This is a genomic window from Pedobacter sp. Bi27, from assembly GCF_918698255.1.
GTDB lineage: Bacteria > Bacteroidota > Bacteroidia > Sphingobacteriales > Sphingobacteriaceae > Pedobacter.
This window is the reverse complement of record NZ_CAKKMW010000007.1, coordinates 192,339-210,325: the sequence shown is the minus strand read 5'-3', so window position 1 is coordinate 210,325 and position 17,987 is coordinate 192,339. Positions and strand designations below refer to the sequence as shown.

Sequence of the window (17,987 nt, the reverse complement as noted above, 5' to 3'; positions counted from 1 at the left end):
GGATAAACAGACTAATTAAAACAAAACTTAAAGATTTCCAGTTTACGATCATGAGGCATTTATTTTTTCTTATTTAACGTTAAAGATAAACAATGCACTACATTGTAAGCTATTAATTCACAAAATGATACAAGAAAACAACCTCACCACTAAAGGCAGGTTTCTTTTGATCTTCAATTTCCATTTCGATAGCCATATTTACTTTGGTTACGCCTCGGAGATTAATAATAGAAGCCAGTTTTGCTTTTAGCCGTACTTTGCTGTTAACGGTAACTGCCTGCGCAAACCTTAAACTTTCGATACCATAATTGATCTCCATTTTTAATTTTTGGATATCAACAATTTCTTTCCATAGGTAAGGGATTAAGGAAAGCGTTAAATAGCCATGCGCTATGGTTGCTTTAAAAGGGCCTTCATTTTGGGCTCTTTCTTCATCAACATGAATCCATTGATGGTCTAATGTGGCATCGGCAAATTTATTAATCTGTTCTTGTGTAATGGTGTGCCATGAAGAAACGCCTAATTCCTTGCCAAGGTATTGTTCAAATTCTGCGTGGGAAGTAATGATTTGCATTTCGGTATATTTTTAGCGCCAAGCGTTATGCGGCCGGCGAATTAATAATTATTTTTTTAATTCTGGTTAAGAGGCATTTTTGGGTTAATAGCTTATAGTAGATGGTTAATGGCCTGATGATATAAGCACCCTAACTATGAACTATTGACTATTAACCATAAGCATCTTGCTATAATTAACTCAGGTTCCGCTCTCTAAACCAAACCTCGTCTGGAATGGCAGAAAAATCATCCATTTTATCAATTAAAGTTTCGGCATTTGCTTCATTAAAAACTAAATCGCGATTGGCCGGTTTCAAAAACTTACTTTGCACCATCATATCCATTTGGGCAAATAAGGGATCGTAAAAACCACTTACATTTAATACGCCGATTGGTTTTGTGTGCAGGCAGAGCTGCAACCAGGTTAACACTTCAAAAAACTCTTCAAGGGTGCCGAAACCACCGGGCAAAATAACAAAACCATCACTTAAGTCGGCCATTCTCTGTTTTCTTTGGTGCATATTTTCGGTTACGATCATTTCGGTTATCCCTTTATGACCAACTTCTTTATCCATTAAAAACTGTGGGATTACACCTGTAACTAAACCACCTAACTCAAGTACATCATTGGCTAATACACCCATCACGCCTACACTTCCGCCACCGTAAACCAATCTGATCTGCTGTTTTACAAGTGTTTCTGCCAATTGCCTTATTGCGTTACGCAGCGCTACATCGCCATTAAAGTTTGAGCCACAATACACACAAACTGATTTAAGCTTATTCATTTAGTTAAAATTTACCGAAGTTAAGACTTTATCGGCTTTCTGTAAATTTTAATTCTGCACAAAGCTGTTACAGTTTTAGTTGTTTCGTTAACAAGTGCTGTATCTTAAGTGATGATTTCCATTGGAACTTGTTACGTTGTCCAAAGGACTCCTACGGAGAGCTTGTCGAAACGCTTTTCGGGAAATTTAACAGGTCCTTCGACAGGCTACCATTGACGTTATTTGCAATTGCTTACTAATAAGACATTTGCAACTATATACATTTCCGTCCAGCTAGGCCATACCACCCCATCCCCGTTTTACTTAAATACGGCCTAACAAATTTTTCGGGCTGTACTGACCTAGCCAACCTACTAGCTTCAAAAGAAAACGGCGAAGCCCTCATGAATGCAGCTGAAAACTATAATACGAATGAATAAATTTTCAGCCGGCATTTTTTGTTTCTTTTTTGATGCCAAAAAGAAAGAGCCATTCGGCGGCGGTGAGCCGAGGCAAGAATGAGCAGTTGGGCAAAAAAGGATATGCGTCATTCATATTGATTTTTATATAATAAATTAACCCTCAGGATGACAATTCTATATTTATAATAAAGCCTCTTACTAAAAAAAGGAGTGGCATTACACCACTCCTTTTAACCAAATATAAGAGAGAAAAGATTAATTTAGAGATTAGAAAGCATAACGGATTGTAGCACCATAAGTTCTTGGATCGCCCAGTACGCCTGCGTATAAGCCTGAGTTACCAGCTGCAGCCTGCAATTGTTCATAATAGTTTTTGTTTGCGATATTTCGGCTCCATACAAACAAAGAGAACTTATCCGATTTAAATCCTAACCTTGCATTAAATAAAGCATAACCTTTAACATTTAAAATGCTTGATGGTGTTGGGTTTGACGAATATTCTGAACGGTAACTCGCATCGCCGGCGATAAAATATCTACCAGCCCTGGTTGCTAAATTACCTGGGGTACTAAATTCAGAACCTCCAGAGATATTCCATTTAGAAATACCCGGCAATCTGCCTCCCGAAGCATCTTTAAATGCCACTTGGGTAGCCACACCGTTTACCAATTCGGTATGGCCGGTTTCTTCTAAAGGAAGTGGCGCATTGGTGAATTTCACATATTTACCATCAAGGTAAGCTACCGCAGCATTTAAAGTTAAGAATCTTTCCAATTGATAAGTTCCATCAATTTCTAAACCTTTTACTTTAACTTTTTCTGCATTAGCAAGATACCCCCTATTTACCCCCAGCTGTGGAGATTGTACATTGGTTTGGTAATCTTTAATGTCGGTATTAAAAGCGGTAACATTCAATATGGCACCTTTAACCGGTTTTGTTTTTAAACCTAATTCGTAATGTTGAACATATTCTGGCTTTACAACAGCAAGCGACAAGTCTGCTTGTCCGGTTGAAGTAGTTGGCAAGCCACCTACGTTAACACCAACAGGTTTATAAGCAGTAGAGAAAGTTCCATAAACGTTTAACTTTGTGTTAGGGCGGTATGAAACCGTTAAGTTACCCGATAGGTTATTGTTATCTACTTTGGTAGTAAACTGCTGATTACTATACACAGCGGCTTTTAGTGCAAGTAAAGTGGCATCTGTAGTCTGCAATCCGCCATAAGTTACCCTGTCGTAATCCACATCTTTTTTATCGTAGGTGTATCTTAAACCAGGTAATACGTGAAAGTGCGCTAAAAATTCCCAGTCTACCTGAGCAAAAATAGCTGCACTTAACGATTTGATGGTCGAATTGGTTTTGATTCCAAAGCCATCTAATAAACCAGGGGTTGAATATAATGCCTGATTACCCGTATTGCTGGTTTGCACAAATCTCCATTGATCTTTACCTACTTCTTCCGTTTGGGCCAAACCTTTTAAGTTCTGAGCAAGGGCAAACACCCCAATTACACCACTTAATTTATCAGTGATATTACCAGCATATCTAATTTCCTGTGAATATTGATCATGACGGGAGTTGCCTTGAGATTTTGTTAATGCAGACAGTTCAGAGAAATCCCTGTCGTTTGTGGGATCCCAGTTCCAGAATCTCCATGCAGTGGTAGAAGTTAATGTTCCGCCACCAATCTTATAATCCACATTTAAGGATATACCACCGATTGATTGATTATGTCTCCATGGAGTATTGGTGTTTATTTCTCTGGAAAAAGGATCAATTTTAGGTTGCTGGTAGCCTAAATCTGAAACAATTTTGGCATACTGACGGTAAGCGCTTCTTTCTGTCTGCGCAACACCAGCAATTACCAATGGGTAACCCGCAGGGTGCTGAACACTTACATCGCTACTCAATAATATCTGTAGCCTATCTGAAGGAGTAAAATACAACTGGCCTTTAAAACCAAGGTTATTTTGTCCGCTATATTTACGTTCTTCTCTGGTATTCCATATTGTACCATCTCGTTGGGTACCGGAGATTGATATTTTAGCAGCAAGATTTTTTGCTACCCCGCCCGAAACTGACGTTTTTGCCTGGATAAAGTTATAGTTTCCAACGCTTAGTTCTACTTTGGCACTTGGTGTTTGGGTTGGTTTTGTAGTGGTGATGTTAAATGCACCTGCGGTAGTATTTTTTCCAAATAACGTACCTTGAGGACCACGGATTACTTCTATTTGTTCGATATCCAGGAAATCGGTTGAGGTAGCAGCCGGACGAGCATGATAAACACCATCTACGTAAAAACCTACACCTGGGTCGATACCATCGTTAGTTAAACCGAATGTTGAACCCAGACCTCTAATATTAAGTGTTGTATTTCTTGCATTCGAAGCATATAATTGTACAGATGGCACTAACTCTTTTAAACGGTTAACATTAAAAGCACCTGCATTTTCTGCTGCCTGGCCACCGATTACAGTAATTGGAATAGGCACGTCCTGTAAAACCTCCGAACGTCTTCTCGACGTTACAACGATCTCATCTAATAATGCATTTTCTACCAGAACCAATTCTATTGGCGTTTCCTGAAGTTTTAAAATCTGAAAATCCTGTGGTTTATAGCCAACTGAGCTCACTTGAAGGTAAAATGGAGTCTCTTGTTTTACATTTATGCTGAAAACACCATTATCATCTGCCACTACGGCTTGGTTTGTTCCTCTTACCTTTACAGTAGCATGTGGTATTGTACTGCCATTTGTTGTTTTAATTACGCCGGTTACTGGGCTTTGGGCAAAGGCAAAACTTGCCGAAAGTAAAAATGAAAAGAGGATAAGTAAACTTTTGTTCATGATTAGTTATATAGTTTGTTTAAATGTTGTTGATTAATGACTCGTTCGAAAGTATGCGATTACTGTTTTAGAATGGCTACAACAACAATACGAGCGTGTTTTTTGATTTGTTTTCATAATTATTATATAAATCCTATAGATTTAGTCGACAAATATATTAAAAAATTTTAGCTGCCAAATTTTATTTTGTGATTTTTATCTTTATTATCAATTCTCCAGACCTCATAGGTTTTAAAAACCTATAAGGTCTAAAAACAAAACGGGGCTATCGTAAACGATGCCCCGCTGAATTATAAAAATATTGCTAATGAGATTGCTTCGTTCCTCGCAATGACGATTATTCGAAAGGATTATACCTTATCTGGTATAATTTGGTGCTTCTTTAGTAATCGTAATATCGTGTGGATGGCTTTCGCGCATACCTGCCGCAGTAATCTGCACAAATTGTGCTTCTTGTAATGCCTCTATATTTGCTGCACCGCAATAGCCCATACTTGCACGTAAACCACCAATGTACTGATACATTACTTCTGCTAGGGTACCTTTAAATGGCACACGGCCTACAATACCTTCTGGAACTAACTTTTTAATATCATCTTCTACATCCTGGAAATAACGGTCTTTAGACCCCTGCTCCATTGCTTCAATTGAGCCCATTCCACGGTAAGATTTAAATTTACGTCCTTCGTAGATAATGGTTTCGCCTGGTGATTCTTCAACTCCTGCAAATAACGAACCTGCCATTACGGTGCTTGCTCCAGAAGCAATTGCTTTGGCAATATCACCTGTGTGTTTAATACCACCATCGGCAATAACAGGAACACCTGTGCCTTTTAAAGCTTTGGCACATTCGTAAACCGCATATAATTGAGGAACACCAACACCGGCAATAATTCTTGTTGTACAGATAGAACCAGGACCAATACCAACCTTAACAGCATCGGCACCAGCATCGGCTAAGAATTTAGCAGCAGCACCGGTAGCAATATTTCCAACGATAACCTGTAAATCAGGATATTTAGCTTTAACTTCTTTTAATTTATCAACTACTCCTTTAGAATGGCCATGAGCAGTATCAATGGTAATTACGTCAACACCGGCATGAACCAAGGCATCAACACGTTGAATAGTATCAGCTGTTACACCAACCGCAGCACCTACACGTAAACGACCGCGTTCATCTTTACAGGCAGCAGGATAATTTTTAACCTTCGAAATATCTTTAAAAGTAATTAAACCGCTTAAGTAACCGTCTTTGCTCACCACAGGAAGTTTCTCGATTTTATGGTTCTGAAGAATTTCCTCTGCCTGAACCAAAGTAGTACCTTCTGGTGCAGTGATTAAATTTTCTTTAGTCATTACCTCAGAAATTGGTCTTTTCATATCCTTTTGGAAACGTAAATCCCTATTTGTAATAATACCCACCAATTTATTGTCGCTGCTTACAACAGGAATACCACCAATTTTATGCTCTTTCATAATCTTGAAAGCATCGGCTACAACAGCTGTTTCCAATAAGGTAACCGGATCCTGGATCATACCGCTTTCAGAACGTTTAACCTTACGTACTTCTTCGGCTTGTCTTTCTATGGTCATGTTTTTATGTAACATACCAATACCACCATTTTGCGCAATGGCAATGGCTAGTTCGGCTTCTGTTACAGTATCCATCGCTGCAGAAATCAATGGAACATTAAGTTTAATTTTTTTTGTTAAAAAAGTGGATGTATTTACTTCACGGGGCAGAATTTCGGAATATGCAGGTACTAGAAGTACGTCGTCATACGTTAAACCTGTGGCAATAAACTTTGTGGAATCGAGTTGCATAGCAAATAAATTAGGATTTATTATTTGCCAGGCAAAGATACGAAAATTGAGGGAATATAAAAGTATAATAATAAAAATGCTTAAATATTGAGCTTGTCTGACAATCGCAATCATCACACAACAAAAACTAAGCTTTAATAAGTATTTGGTAACAATGACCTAGCTATTTAGCGAAATTATTTGAATAAAATTTTAGTTTTATATAATTTCAACAAACCAAATATAATAAGATGATAGATTTTCTTGAAGGCGTAAAGGAATGGCTTGTAGGATTTTTCGGCTTACCAGCACTGCTAAAACTACTGCAAACCAATGACTATAGCCAGTTTATGAGCTGGAATGGCATTAGTGCGCTTATGGGGCCTTTGATTCCCTTTTTATTGGTTTTTGAAATCATCAGGATGGCATTTTACCGCCGTTTTAAAGTGGTTGATTACCGGATTTCTTTCTTTTCACTGGTGATTAATTCTTTTATTGGCCGCATTATTTCTATCGGCATGGTATCTATCTGTATCGGTTTATTTGGCAAATACGCCATTTTTAAAACAGAGATTACCTGGTACTGGCTGATATACGGGTATGTGATCTGGGAATTCGGCCATTTTATTTATCATTTTTTAGCACATAAAGTAAGGCTTTTCTGGTGTTTGCACTCCACCCATCACGCACCCGAAACCATGAATTTATCGGTAAATTTTGCACATTTTTTTCTTGAAGCACCTTATGCAGACCTGATTAGAACTACAACGTGCATCCTTTTGGGTGTAAGCCCTGCCCTGCTTTTTTTAATCATGTTCATCGACGGTTTTTGGGGATCTTTTATCCACATTGGAGAAAACATTTCTAAAGATGGCCGTTTTGGATTTTTAAATAAAATCATCCTTACGCCTTCTCATCATCGTGTACACCATGCCAAGAATGCCTTGTATATGGATACCAATTTCTGCAACCTGCTACCCATCTGGGATCATGTCTTTAAAACCTATCAGGAAGAAGACAAAACAATAAAAATTGAATATGGTATTACCCGGGAAATGAAAAAAAACAGCTTTTTAGATGCTTATTTCGGCGAAATTGTTCTCTTGGCCAAAGATGTTTGGCGTGCACCTGGCATTAAAAATAAGTTTCTATATATCTTTATGCCACCGGGATGGAGCCATACTAAAGACCATAAAACGGCTAAAATAGTGAGATCGGAATATTTGAAAAACTACAAAACTGAAATGCTCAACTCATAAGATGAGTTAACGGAAATTCTTTATAAATTAGCATATGATTACTGAAAACCAATATTTTGATGGCAACGTTAAATCGTTAGGCTATGAAACCGCTGAAGGAAAATCGACTGTCGGCGTTATAAACCCGGGAGAATATACTTTTGGAACAGCTCAGAAAGAAATTATGCATGTTATAGAGGGTGAACTAACAGCGCTTTTACCAGATACTACAGATTGGCAGCGTATTAAAGCTGGTAGTAATTTTGAAGTACCTGCAAACTCCTCTTTTAAAGTAAAAGCCAGCGTTCAAACGACCTATCTTTGCCAGTACAGGTAGTTAATAAAAGAATAACAAACCGAAAAAGTCGTCATTTCGAGCGGAGTGTAACGAAGCCGAGAACCCGAAGGCTCTGCGAAGCAAAATCTATCTGGATAGATCTCTCCATTTCGCTACGCTCCAGTCGAGATGACGAATAGCGGGGATATTTATAACTATTTCTTCCCTATCACCACCTCGGTAAAATGATCGGTTGTTAGGTATTTATTCGCCAAGGCAAGTAATTCTTCGGCAGTAATGGTTTTAACCTTCTCTATATATTTGGTATAGTAATCGTAATCCAACCCTGCGAAATAAATGTTCTTGAATTTATCGGCGTGTGAGAATACATTTTCTAAACTGCCCAACATCGAACCCAGCATGTAGTTCCGAACAAGATCCAGCTCTTCTTCTCCTACCAGTTCATTTTTCAATAGCTCTATTTCTTTGTAAATCTCAGTTAATGCAGCCGAACAAACATCGGCGCCAACTTCAGTAGCAATAAAAAGATAACCGGCCTGTTGTAGCGAAGAAATCCCAGAACCAATACCGTAAGTGTAACCTTTATCTTCACGGATGTTATTCATTAAACGCGAGCCAAAGTATCCACCTAAAACAGTATTTAAAATCTGAAGACCAGAAAAATCTTCATGTTTACGGTTAATGGCCAACTGACCAATTCTTATCGCAGACTGTAAAGCTTCTGGTTTTTCCGTATAAACAAACTGCTTTTCTGTTGTCGTGAAATTGAAACTGTTCTTTACCGCATTACTTTTTTCCCAACCTTGTCCAAAAGTATCGTTCAGCAGGTTAAAGCTAACATCGTCAAACTTACCTGAAACAATAATGGTACAATTATTTGGTGCATATGCGGCCTTAAAGTAATCAACCAGATCTTCGCGCTTCAATGCATCGTAATGCCCTGCTTGTATGTTTACCCCATAAGCTGTATCACCAAATAAAGCATGTGCAAATTCTTTTCTCGAAAGAACATCGTTTTTCTTCAGGTTTACCTGTAGCTTTTGCTTTTGGTTTTGAATGTAAATGTCAAGTTCATGCTGTGGAAACTGGCTTTCTGATAAAACATCCTTCACAATCGGCAGTACCGAGCGTAAATGTTTATTTAAAGTGTATAGTGTAACCGAAGATTGATCCTGAACATATTCTGTCTGAAAAAATGCACCATAAAAATCAATTTGTTCGGCTATTTCTTTCGCCGATAATTTATTTGTTCCATTATTGATCAATGCGCTTACCGCAATGGCCTGTAACGGTTTTTCAAACTTCCAGTTTACGTTTTCGAAAATAAATTCGATACGTACCAGATCCTGTTCTCCGGAATAGATTGTAAAAACGGGCACACCGTTATCCAATACTTTCTTTTCTGGGTGGATAAAATTTATTGTCGATACCTGCTTAAAATCAGGCGCCTGTTGTCTGTTAAGCATTTTCTTCAGTTAAATAATATAAAGTTGATGATGAATTTGGTTGGAAAGTTTCGTTGGAGATCCGTTTTATATCTTCTGCTTTAACCTTTAAAAATTCTTCAGTTTCCTGGTTTAATAAAGCGGCATCACCTAAAAGCTCATAATAAGCCAGGTTCATCGCTTTATCCAATAAACTCATTTCAGAAAAAACAAGTACCGATTCTACTTTGTTCTTTACTTTTGTTAATTCAGCATCAGAAACCAGTTCGGCTTTTAATTTATCCAGTTCTGCCCAGATTGCTTTTTCTGCAGTTTCGGTTGTTACTCCTCCTACCAGTTTACCTTCAACTATAAACAAACCCGGATCTAAACTGCTCGAAATGTAAGCATTGATATCGCTAAAAAGTTTCTGCTCTTTCAACAAACTATTGTACAAGCGCGAAGACTGCCCACGTGATAAAATATCAGATAATAAATCAAAGGCATAATAATCCTGATTTAAGCGCCCTGGCATTTTAAAAGCCATATAAATCGCATTTAAAGGCACATTTGCCTTCACTGTTTCTTGTCTTGCTTCTGTTTGCGGTTCTTCCTGAACTAAATCACGGTTATACTTCTCTCCCGCAGGGATCGGTTCGAACCATTTTTCAGCCAGTTTTTTTACATCTTCGGTTTTCACATTTCCACCCACAACCAAAATTGCATTTTGTGGTGTATAGTGTTTTTTGAAAAACGCCTTCACATCTTCCATCGTGGCGTTTTCGATATGCGAAAGCTCTTTTCCGATAGTTGCCCAGCGGTAAGAATGCTTTTTATAAGCCAGCGGACGCAACTTTAACCAAACATCGCCATATGGCTGATTAAGATAACGTTGCTTAAACTCCTCACTCACCACATTTCTTTGCGTATCTAAACTCTTTTCAGAAAAAGCCAGGCTCAGCATACGGTCGCTTTCCAACCAAAATGCCGTTTCTATGTTTTCTGCAGGCAGCGTGATGTAGTAATTGGTAATATCATTGCTCGTAAAAGCGTTATTCTCACCACCTACACGCTGCAAAGGCTCATCATAATTCGGAATATTTACCGATCCGCCGAACATTAAATGCTCAAATAAATGCGCAAAACCGGTTTTTTCAGGATCCTCGTCACGGGCGCCAACATCATATAAAATATTTAAAACTGCCATTGGCGTTGTCGCATCTTCATGCACCAAAACTTTTAAACCATTGGCAAGTGTAAAACGATTAAAATCTACCATATTAATTTTTAGAACCGTAAAGATATTGTTTTAAGGGAAATTGGAAGATGGAAAATGATGGAGAATGTAAAATGGCAAATTGTGGACAATTACGATGGAAAATGGATGGTCCATGATGTAAGACGGAAAATGAATGATGGCAATTTCCAGCTATTCGCCAATCGCCTAACGCCTACCATGATTTTTTTTGACAAACCTTAAACCTTAGCCCCTCAACCTTCCCTCCCTTTTCCTTATCTTTGTGGTATGAATACAGCCGATTTACTGCAACGGGCATTACACTTCGATTTTTTAAGCCTTGAAGAAGGAGTACATTTATATCATCATGCCGATACGGCATCGTTGATGTTTGTAGCGAATGAATTAAGGAAAATTCAGGTACCCAGTGGCAAAGTAACCTGGCAGATCGACCGTAATGTAAATACGACCAACGTTTGTATTGCCAACTGTAAATTCTGTAATTTTTTCCGCAGGCCTGGTCATGATGAAAGTTATATTACTGATATCGAAACTTATAAGGTAAAAATTGAAGAAACTTTCCGTTTAGGTGGAGATCAGTTATTATTACAGGGCGGTCATCACCCGGATTTAGGTTTAGCCTTTTATGCCGATCTTTTCAAAAAACTAAAAGAATTATATCCAGATTTAAAATTACATGCTTTGGGCCCGCCGGAAATTGCACACGTTGCAAAGCTGGAAGGAATGACGCATACTGAAGTATTAAAAGCATTAAAAGAAGCAGGAATGGATTCGCTTCCTGGTGCAGGTGCAGAAATTTTAAATGACCGCGTAAGGCGTTTAATTTCAAAAGGAAAATGCGGTGGACAGGAATGGCTTGATGTAATGCGTGCATGCCATCAATTAGATATTACCACATCAGCAACAATGATGTTTGGTCACGTAGAAACCATCGAAGAGCGTTTTGAGCATTTGGTATGGATCCGTCAGGTACAGAGCGAAAAACCTGCCGATGCAAACGGATTCCTGGCTTTTATTCCATGGCCTTTCCAGGATGACGGAACTTTATTAAAAAGACTCCGCGGCATCAGCAACAATGTAACAGCTGATGAATATATCCGCATGATTGCCCTGAGCCGCATTATGCTGCCTAATATTAAAAACATTCAGGCCAGTTGGTTAACCGTTGGTAAAGCAACCGCACAGCTTTGCTTACATGCAGGTGCGAATGATTTTGGATCGATTATGATCGAAGAAAATGTGGTATCGGCTGCTGGTGCACCACACCGTTTCACTGCGAATGGTATTCAGCAATCTATTAAAGCTGCAGGTTTCGAACCTCAGTTACGCGGACAGAAATATAACTATAGGGATTTACCTGAGCATTTGGAAGAACAGGTGATTACTTACTAATTAGTGATTGAATTAGTGCGTGATAGAATTTAATGAATGTTTAAGTTTATTCCGTATTATTTGGGTAAGTAAACCCGATTGCAGCGATATACTTTTTAGCTGTCATCCTGAGTGTAGTCGAAGGGCAGTTAAAAAGATTTAGCGTAAAGCGGGACTAACGTTAATTGAAAAACAGAACCTTGCTTTCCAAATCACATCGCACTAATTTGGATCCTAAAATCCTTACATCCAATTAAATCCTAATCAAAAAAGGGAAGTAAAACCAAGTTCTACCTCCCTACCTTAAACAAAACATTACCTAATTAATAATGTAAAAACTTTTGCTATGATAACTTTTTGCCGTCTTTCAAGAACAAGTTAGCAATTGTGATTACGCTGGCTTTATCCAAAGGCTCATCAAAACTTTCTACCGCTACAGCTTTGGTTATGCCTGCATTGCCACCTAAACCTACAATATTTGCACCAGCTTGTACGGTTAAATCTTCGCCAGCATATACTGCATCTACCTGAGGAACTCCAGAATCATTTGCCTGACCTGAAGCACCAAGACTAACCCAGGGCTTATATATTGCTGTACCAGCCGCTGTACGCATTTGACGGATGTGTGAAGCATGACGTGCCTCCACCGAGTGGATCTGCAAAGCGGTTTGCAACACGCCCGGACTTACCAATAAGTTTCCTGCCTGACCTTTGTATGCCCTAACTCCGGTATCTTCGAAACCCTGTGCTACTGCTAAAAAAGTACCATAATCAGAATATACAGTAGAAAACGTTCCACCTGCTCTAAAATCGGTATCCGCATAGGCAATTGGTGCACGGGCAGAACTTCCCAAGGCACCTATCAGTAAATCAACGTGTGCTTTTTCGTGATCACGAATGGTAGTAATGGCGGCTTGACTGGCTGCATTAGGAAAATTAAAAGTAACATCAGTTACTGCCGATCCCGGAGTTTTGCCTACAATACAGTGATTATAAAAATGGTATTCCAAATACTCCAGCGATAATGCAAAGTTCAATACATCAACAACCGCAGCAGGTAAAGCTGTTTGCCCATATGCTTTTTGAAACATTGAACCTAGGGCTAGTGGCATAGCAGCCAAAGAGATTTTTTTCCCCATGTTGAAAAAGCTTTTCATTGCGGCTCTTCTTGGATTTAATCTCTCATAGATTTCACCGTCAACTTTTTCAATTTCTTCTAATATATTTACGATATTCATGATTTTCTGATTTTAAAAATTAAAGATTGATAACATTAATTTTGGTTTTAATATACTTTCCAGCAATGGCTAAGACCTTATCTGGTGTTAAAGCTGCATCTAAACCAGCTGCGTTATTGGCACCCAATGGAGCAAGGCTATTAAGATCAGCAAACGACCCGTTTGAGATTAAATCGCGAACATAAGCTGCGTGACGAGCCTCAACCGAAACAATCTTACCTGCCAACAATAAATAAGTACCATTTTTAATTCTTGGTCCGGCACCATTGTATGCTGCTACGCCTAAATCTTCAAAAGCCATTGCCGCACCTAAAACACTAGCAGAACTGGTAAAATCAATTGATGAAAAATCTACCTCCAAACTTCCAATTGCGGCTGTACTTAAAGCGGCTTTAAAAAACTCCCTGTGTGCAATCTCATGGAACTGAATATCCTGGAAATATGCTTTCTGGGCAGCTGTGAAACTTGCAGGAGGAGCTGAAGCAACTTTTATGTAAAATGCAGCTTCTAATTGCTCTAAAGCATATGCATAATTTAATACACCGAAGTCATCTTTAAAATCTAAGGTCGCGCCTCCCATAGTAGGATTGTCGTAACCGCGATCTTTTTTACAACCGGCTGCAACCAAGGCGATGCCAGCAGCACCTGCACCTGCATACTGAAGAAAAGATCTTCTCCCTACAGTTTTGTCAAATAAACTTTTTTCCTGAAGTTCATTTTTTGTTTCTAGTTCATTGTGTTTCATAGTAATCTATGTTTAGTGGTTTTGAATTCGTTTGATGATACATACGTGACAATCAGAACACTGGTTTTTTTGATTTGCATTTTTTTTTATAAGCGCATTTTAATACATTCACCAACCTATAGTTATGACAACATTAAAAGCCATTATTGTTGATGATGAGGAGTTTGCCCGGTCATCATTGTTTTTTTTACTGCAACAGAACTGTCCACAGGTAGAAATTACCGGTATTACAAGATCTGTAGTGGAGGCGAAAGATATTCTGGCACACCATCCTATTGATTTAATCTTTCTGGATATAGCAATGCCCGGAGGGAATGGTTTCGAATTAATTCCTGAGGCTCAAAAACATAATGCAGCAGTTATATTTACTACCGCTTATGATCAATATGCGCTAAAAGCAATTAAGGCTAACGCACTCGATTATTTATTAAAGCCAATTGATATCGATGAGCTTAAAATAGCTGTAGATAAGGTTTTTCAGCACATTAAGCGCTTTAAAGGTCAGAATGAGAACGATGAAAGAATCAATAATCTGGCTTCCAGTTTAAGCTCAAGATCCGAAATCAGGAAGCTTACCCTTCCCTATGGCCAAGGTTTTAAAATGATTGATATAGATGATATCATTTATATCGAAGCCGATAGCAATTACTCTATTGTACACTTAAATAACCATGATAAAATAACGGTCTCGAAAGTTTTACGAGAATTTGAGGAGCTTTTACCGGGCGACCAATTTGTACGGATCCATAAGTCGAGCATTATCAATCTTAACCATTTAAAAGAGTATAATTCTAAAAACGGACTTCAGGTTTTCTTAAAAAATGGAGAAAGTATTAATATTTCGCGAAGAAGAGCAAGCGATTTTTTTGAAAAAATAAAATTATTTACAAAGGCGAACAGTGATCATTAAACTAGGCAAAAAAGTGTTTTTATTTGCTGAAAAAGCAATCCTGAAGTTAAGCTTCAGCCGCTCTTTTATTGCTTTTTTATTCGGGCTTATTATATTATTTAGCGCTCCAAAAACCCTGCTTGCTCAAACCACTTACCTTCCCCATTATAATACTAAAAATGGGCTGGCCAGCAACAACTGTTATTACATTTTACAGGATAAAAAAGGCTTTATCTGGATTGCAACGGATAATGGATTGAGCCGTTTTGATGGTACAAATTTTCAGAATTTTACGATCGAAGACGGACTTCCCGATACCCAGATCCTCCAGATGAAAGAGGATAAAGAGGGTAGGCTGTGGTTTTTTGCCTTAAATGGTCAGCTCAGCTACTTAAAGGAGGGAAAGTTTTACAACCAGGATAATGACGAACTGCTTAAAAAGCTAAACTTTAATACGGTAATTGTTTCCTTTTTAGTAGATAAACTGGGGCGGATTTGGCTCGGAACCAATGCCAACCTCATTGTTTGCTGGGATGGAAAAACGATCAAAAAGTACATTTCGCCTAATCCAAATGATCAATTTATCAATGCCTTTATACACGAAGATGAGCAAGGTAACATATTTGCCTATAGCGATTTAAGTGTACAGAAATTTAATGGGAAAACTTTTTCCATGGTCAGTTCGAAAGTGCAGCCCATCTCCTACATGACTGCTGTTAATTCTACGCACAGATCTTTATTTTACCTAGATGCTGGCGGCTTAAAACAATATAGACATGGAAGCATCAACGATCTCATATCTATTCCTCAGAATCTGATCAAGAACATGTCGGGTTACTTTTACTACGACATTGCCAGTAAAGAAGTTTGGCTATCGAATGCCAATGGTGCCTTTGCTTTAGATAAAAGCGGAAAAACAGTCCAGTATCTACAGGATATACCGGTTAATCAAGTCATTAAAGACAGTAACCAAAACATGTGGTTTGCCACCAATCAGGGTATTTATATGCTTCCTAATGCAAATAACCGTTTATCCATCATTGATGCCGAATCGGGCCTGAGTAGCAACGTAATTAAAAGCATTACCAAAGATGGAAAAAACCGCCTCTGGCTGGGTACCGATGATGCTGTAATCGACGTATTAACCATCAACAATTACCAGGTTGATGAAATTGGTTTAGACGATTTCAAGAAATACAAAACAATTAAACAGGTTACTTTCGACCCAAAAGATCAATCGATATATTTTGCATCCGATTATGGAATGGGTGTTTTCAAAAATATCTATAACAGCAGGAATGAAGTAAGTTATTTAAAGGAATCGAACAATTCCATGTTTGTAATCAAACATTTTAGCATTGGCAAGAATAACGACCACTTGGCGCTGGCCCTTTCATCGGGTGTTGTTTTTTTATCGGATAGAAGAAACAAATTTGAGTTTAATGCCGCAAAGTACCGCGAAAAAGAAGATTTTTTTAAAGACAGATCTTATCACGTTTTTTACGACCGCGAAGGGAATTTGTGGTTTTCGAATATTAATGGGCTGTCTCAATTTTCGAAAGGTAAATTAATTAAACATTACGAAAATCATCCCCTGCTTACCAAAAGGATAAACGATATTCAGCAGCTTGCAGACGGCACTTTGATTTTGGCAACAGATGGTTACGGTTTAATTTTCTATAAGAATAGGCAGATTACCCGACAGATTACCCAAAAAGATGGCCTAACCAATAATATCTGCACCAAAATATTTGTAAAAAACAACGAAATATGGGTATTAACAAACAAAGGTGTAAACAAAATAGCCGATTATCCCAATCAATTCACCGTGACCAATTTTGACTATGGTAAGGATCTTTTGAGTGATGACATCAACAGCTTGTTTATTGATGATAGCACGGCCTATTTTGCAACAAACAAAGGCCTGATCCTATTTAAGTACAACAATAAAAACAGAGTTAAGAATCTTCCTAAGGTTTACGTTACTTCTATTATTAAGGACAATGAGCGTTTGCCGGTTGATCAAGGTAATTTTACTTTCGAAACAGGTAACAATACCATTCTATTTACCTTTAGTGCAGTCGATTTTACCACGAGTGATATCACTTATCGTTACCGTTTAAATGAGAATTCAGCTTGGGTAGAAACCCGCACAAGGCGGTTAGATTTTTCTTCACTACAAGCAGGTGATTACATATTTGAGGTGAGTGCCAAAAGCCAAAATGGTAATTGGGGTGAACCGGCAAAAATCGCTTTTACCATTAAAAAGCATTTTTGGCAAAGCTTATGGTTCTTATCTATTTTGATACTGCTCGTAGCCTATATTTTTTATAAAGTGGCTGTTTACATTACCCGTAAGCAAAAAGATAAAGAGCAAGAGCAATTGTTGTTAAAAAACAAAGTGCTGATGCTCGAGCAACAAGCCTTACAGGCGATGATGAATCCACATTTTGTTTTCAACGTGATGAATTCGATCCAGCATTATATCAATACGCAAAATACGGCTTCAGCAAATAAGGTTTTAACGGGCTTTGCCAGATTGATCAGAAAGAACCTGGAGATCTGTACCAAAAGTTATATCTCTTTAGAGGAAGAGCTGGAATACTTGAATCTTTATTTGAAATTAGAGAAGAACCGTTTTGGCGATAAATTAAAATACATTTTTAATATTGATGAAGAAATTGATAAAGAAGAAACCTTTATCCCATCTATGTTGTTACAGCCTTATGTAGAAAATGCAATATGGCATGGCATTATGCCAAAAGAAACAGGTGGCGAAATCCTGATCAACATTAAACTGAAAGATGAATTCTATCTTAACATCGAAATTATTGATGATGGGATCGGAATTGACAACTCTTTAAAGGATAAAAAGGAAACACACATTAGTAAAGGAATGCAGTTAACCAAAGAAAGATTGCACCTTTTAGGTCAGATTGGAGCAAAACCTATACACTTAAACGTTAGACAGAATACCACAAATGGTACAACAGTATCGATTTCTATACCGTTAAAATAGAAAATTTACCGTTTACTCAATTATTAATACCACTCACTAAATAGAATCTTGATCGAACCCGCTTTAGCCTTAAACTTGTGTTAGAAATAAACGATAGTGTTTATCAAAGA

The 17,987-nt window shown here is 38.0% G+C and carries 13 protein-coding genes; 5 read left to right on the top strand and 8 right to left on the bottom strand.

Annotated elements, in window-relative coordinates; all coding sequences use genetic code 11:
• Positions 1–112: 112 nt before the first annotated feature.
• From LQ227_RS21725 to guaB, 4 genes are all read right to left on the bottom strand, one after another.
• A complete protein-coding gene (locus LQ227_RS21725; protein ID WP_029275744.1) occupies positions 113–574 on the bottom strand; it encodes a MaoC family dehydratase in 462 nt (153 codons plus the stop codon).
• 175 nt (positions 575–749) lie between these two features.
• On the bottom strand, positions 750–1,343 hold the full coding sequence (locus LQ227_RS21720; protein WP_230146013.1) for a TIGR00730 family Rossman fold protein: 594 nt from the start codon (positions 1,341–1,343) through the stop codon (positions 750–752).
• A gap of 668 nt (positions 1,344–2,011) precedes the next feature.
• Positions 2,012–4,591, bottom strand: a complete 2,580-nt coding sequence (locus LQ227_RS21715) for a TonB-dependent receptor (protein WP_230151042.1) — start codon at positions 4,589–4,591, stop codon at positions 2,012–2,014.
• A 357-nt stretch (positions 4,592–4,948) separates the two neighbouring features.
• Complete coding sequence (gene guaB / locus LQ227_RS21710; protein ID WP_230146015.1) at positions 4,949–6,418, bottom strand: IMP dehydrogenase; 1,470 nt, start codon at positions 6,416–6,418, stop codon at positions 4,949–4,951.
• A gap of 230 nt (positions 6,419–6,648) precedes the next feature.
• Here guaB and LQ227_RS21705 point away from each other — a divergent pair, with 230 nt between their 5' ends.
• Both LQ227_RS21705 and LQ227_RS21700 read left to right on the top strand, forming a co-directional pair.
• Positions 6,649–7,656, top strand: a complete 1,008-nt coding sequence (locus LQ227_RS21705; protein WP_230146016.1) for a sterol desaturase family protein — start codon at positions 6,649–6,651, stop codon at positions 7,654–7,656.
• Between the two features lie 34 nt (positions 7,657–7,690).
• Positions 7,691–7,972 carry a pyrimidine/purine nucleoside phosphorylase gene (locus tag LQ227_RS21700; protein ID WP_230146017.1) on the top strand — a complete coding sequence of 94 codons (282 nt, stop codon included), beginning with the start codon at positions 7,691–7,693 and terminating at the stop codon, positions 7,970–7,972.
• A gap of 155 nt (positions 7,973–8,127) precedes the next feature.
• On the opposite strand, the gene LQ227_RS21695 is transcribed toward LQ227_RS21700, so the two are convergent.
• Together LQ227_RS21695 and LQ227_RS21690 are read right to left on the bottom strand one after the other, a co-directional pair.
• Positions 8,128–9,399: a pitrilysin family protein gene (locus LQ227_RS21695; protein ID WP_230146018.1), complete on the bottom strand. Its 1,272-nt coding sequence runs from the start codon at positions 9,397–9,399 to the stop codon at positions 8,128–8,130.
• Positions 9,392–10,636 carry a pitrilysin family protein gene (locus tag LQ227_RS21690; protein WP_230146019.1) on the bottom strand — a complete coding sequence of 415 codons (1,245 nt, stop codon included), beginning with the start codon at positions 10,634–10,636 and terminating at the stop codon, positions 9,392–9,394. The genes LQ227_RS21695 and LQ227_RS21690 overlap by 8 nt, the downstream gene beginning before the upstream one ends.
• Before the next feature lie 246 nt (positions 10,637–10,882).
• Between LQ227_RS21690 and LQ227_RS21685 the strand changes: the two genes are divergently transcribed.
• Entirely contained in the window at positions 10,883–12,007 is a 1,125-nt protein-coding gene (locus LQ227_RS21685) for a CofH family radical SAM protein (RefSeq protein ID WP_116251886.1), read from the top strand.
• A gap of 323 nt (positions 12,008–12,330) precedes the next feature.
• On the opposite strand, the gene LQ227_RS21680 is transcribed toward LQ227_RS21685, so the two are convergent.
• Both LQ227_RS21680 and LQ227_RS21675 read right to left on the bottom strand, forming a co-directional pair.
• Positions 12,331–13,224 carry a ferritin-like domain-containing protein gene (locus tag LQ227_RS21680; RefSeq protein WP_230146020.1) on the bottom strand — a complete coding sequence of 298 codons (894 nt, stop codon included), beginning with the start codon at positions 13,222–13,224 and terminating at the stop codon, positions 12,331–12,333.
• Between the two features lie 19 nt (positions 13,225–13,243).
• On the bottom strand, positions 13,244–13,969 hold the full coding sequence (locus LQ227_RS21675; protein ID WP_230146021.1) for a ferritin-like domain-containing protein: 726 nt from the start codon (positions 13,967–13,969) through the stop codon (positions 13,244–13,246).
• A gap of 124 nt (positions 13,970–14,093) precedes the next feature.
• Here LQ227_RS21675 and LQ227_RS21670 point away from each other — a divergent pair, with 124 nt between their 5' ends.
• Both LQ227_RS21670 and LQ227_RS21665 read left to right on the top strand, forming a co-directional pair.
• Entirely contained in the window at positions 14,094–14,879 is a 786-nt protein-coding gene (locus tag LQ227_RS21670) for a LytTR family DNA-binding domain-containing protein (protein ID WP_230151038.1), read from the top strand.
• Positions 14,869–17,877, top strand: coding sequence for a two-component regulator propeller domain-containing protein (locus LQ227_RS21665; RefSeq protein WP_230151034.1), 3,009 nt, complete (start codon positions 14,869–14,871; stop codon positions 17,875–17,877). The genes LQ227_RS21670 and LQ227_RS21665 overlap by 11 nt, the downstream gene beginning before the upstream one ends.
• The last annotated feature ends 110 nt before the right edge of the window (positions 17,878–17,987 follow it).

Bases quoted from the DNA above. Each gene is read 5' to 3' on its own strand.
- LQ227_RS21725 (WP_029275744.1), bottom strand. From the start codon at position 574: ATGCAAATCATTACTTCCCACGCAGAATTTGAACAATACCTTGGCAAG.
- LQ227_RS21720 (WP_230146013.1), bottom strand. From the start codon at position 1,343: ATGAATAAGCTTAAATCAGTTTGTGTGTATTGTGGCTCAAACTTTAAT.
- LQ227_RS21715 (WP_230151042.1), bottom strand. From the start codon at position 4,591: ATGAACAAAAGTTTACTTATCCTCTTTTCATTTTTACTTTCGGCAAGT.
- guaB (WP_230146015.1), bottom strand. From the start codon at position 6,418: ATGCAACTCGATTCCACAAAGTTTATTGCCACAGGTTTAACGTATGAC.
- LQ227_RS21705 (WP_230146016.1), top strand. From the start codon at position 6,649: ATGATAGATTTTCTTGAAGGCGTAAAGGAATGGCTTGTAGGATTTTTC.
- LQ227_RS21700 (WP_230146017.1), top strand. From the start codon at position 7,691: ATGATTACTGAAAACCAATATTTTGATGGCAACGTTAAATCGTTAGGC.
- LQ227_RS21695 (WP_230146018.1), bottom strand. From the start codon at position 9,399: ATGCTTAACAGACAACAGGCGCCTGATTTTAAGCAGGTATCGACAATA.
- LQ227_RS21690 (WP_230146019.1), bottom strand. From the start codon at position 10,636: ATGGTAGATTTTAATCGTTTTACACTTGCCAATGGTTTAAAAGTTTTG.
- LQ227_RS21685 (WP_116251886.1), top strand. From the start codon at position 10,883: ATGAATACAGCCGATTTACTGCAACGGGCATTACACTTCGATTTTTTA.
- LQ227_RS21680 (WP_230146020.1), bottom strand. From the start codon at position 13,224: ATGAATATCGTAAATATATTAGAAGAAATTGAAAAAGTTGACGGTGAA.
- LQ227_RS21675 (WP_230146021.1), bottom strand. From the start codon at position 13,969: ATGAAACACAATGAACTAGAAACAAAAAATGAACTTCAGGAAAAAAGT.
- LQ227_RS21670 (WP_230151038.1), top strand. From the start codon at position 14,094: ATGACAACATTAAAAGCCATTATTGTTGATGATGAGGAGTTTGCCCGG.